The organism is Vibrio sp. 1288 (assembly GCF_033344475.1).
This window is the reverse complement of the sequence record NZ_JAWPOX010000616.1, coordinates 1-659: the sequence shown is the minus strand read 5'-3', so window position 1 is coordinate 659 and position 659 is coordinate 1. Positions and strand designations below refer to the sequence as shown.

Below are 659 nucleotides of genomic sequence, written 5' to 3'. Positions count from 1 at the left end.
TCAATGGTTGTGGCATTCATTCTGTCAGTAGCACCAAAACACATCGAGAACTTCTCGGTTAGTCTATTCTCCGTTGCTATCGCACTGAGTGGTATCGTTGGTGCCGCTTTCTCAACGTCGATTGCGATGGAAAAAGGCCAAGAGATCACTCAAGAAATCGTACAAACCGTATACGGTGATTACTTCCAACTGCTTACTGTACTAGCGGTTGTGATGGTGGCGATTGCTATGGCAGCATCTGTTGTTATTCGCAAAATGCTGGATGCAGCAAAAGAAAGCGAAGCACAAGCGCAACCTGTCGAGATTGAAACGGGTGTCGAGGTGCAGAGCTAATCGCTTTCGCACCGCCACTTGATTACATACGCAATCAACAAACAAAAATGCCGCGAATTCATCGCGGCATTTTCGTAATGACAACGTGACCGATTAATCGCGGCGGCCACGAAGTTCAATGGGTTGGGTAGATGCATCGGTTTGAATCATCACGCCGCCGTACATCGCTTCATTACGGCCTTTCAACGTAAGTTGCGAGTTTGCGCGTTCAACATCCACTTGGTTCGTATTACTCATTGTCATGTCAATGGTACCTGTGTATGAGCCATCCGCAGCAAATGCCACATTCGCTGAGCAAACCATCAAGCCTAATGCGATTAGTTTTT

The 659-nt window shown here is 47.0% G+C and carries 1 protein-coding gene and 1 pseudogene; one reads left to right on the top strand and one right to left on the bottom strand.

Translation table 11 applies throughout. The features are described from left to right. Positions 1-333, top strand: a pseudogene (locus tag R8O11_RS28365) (major facilitator superfamily transporter); the annotation flags it as partial. Positions 334-426: 93 nt separating this feature from the next. Here the strand turns inward: R8O11_RS28365 and R8O11_RS28360 are convergent. Further along, positions 427-659: hypothetical protein (locus tag R8O11_RS28360; RefSeq protein WP_318195013.1), on the bottom strand; the 233-nt coding region annotated here is incomplete at its 5' end.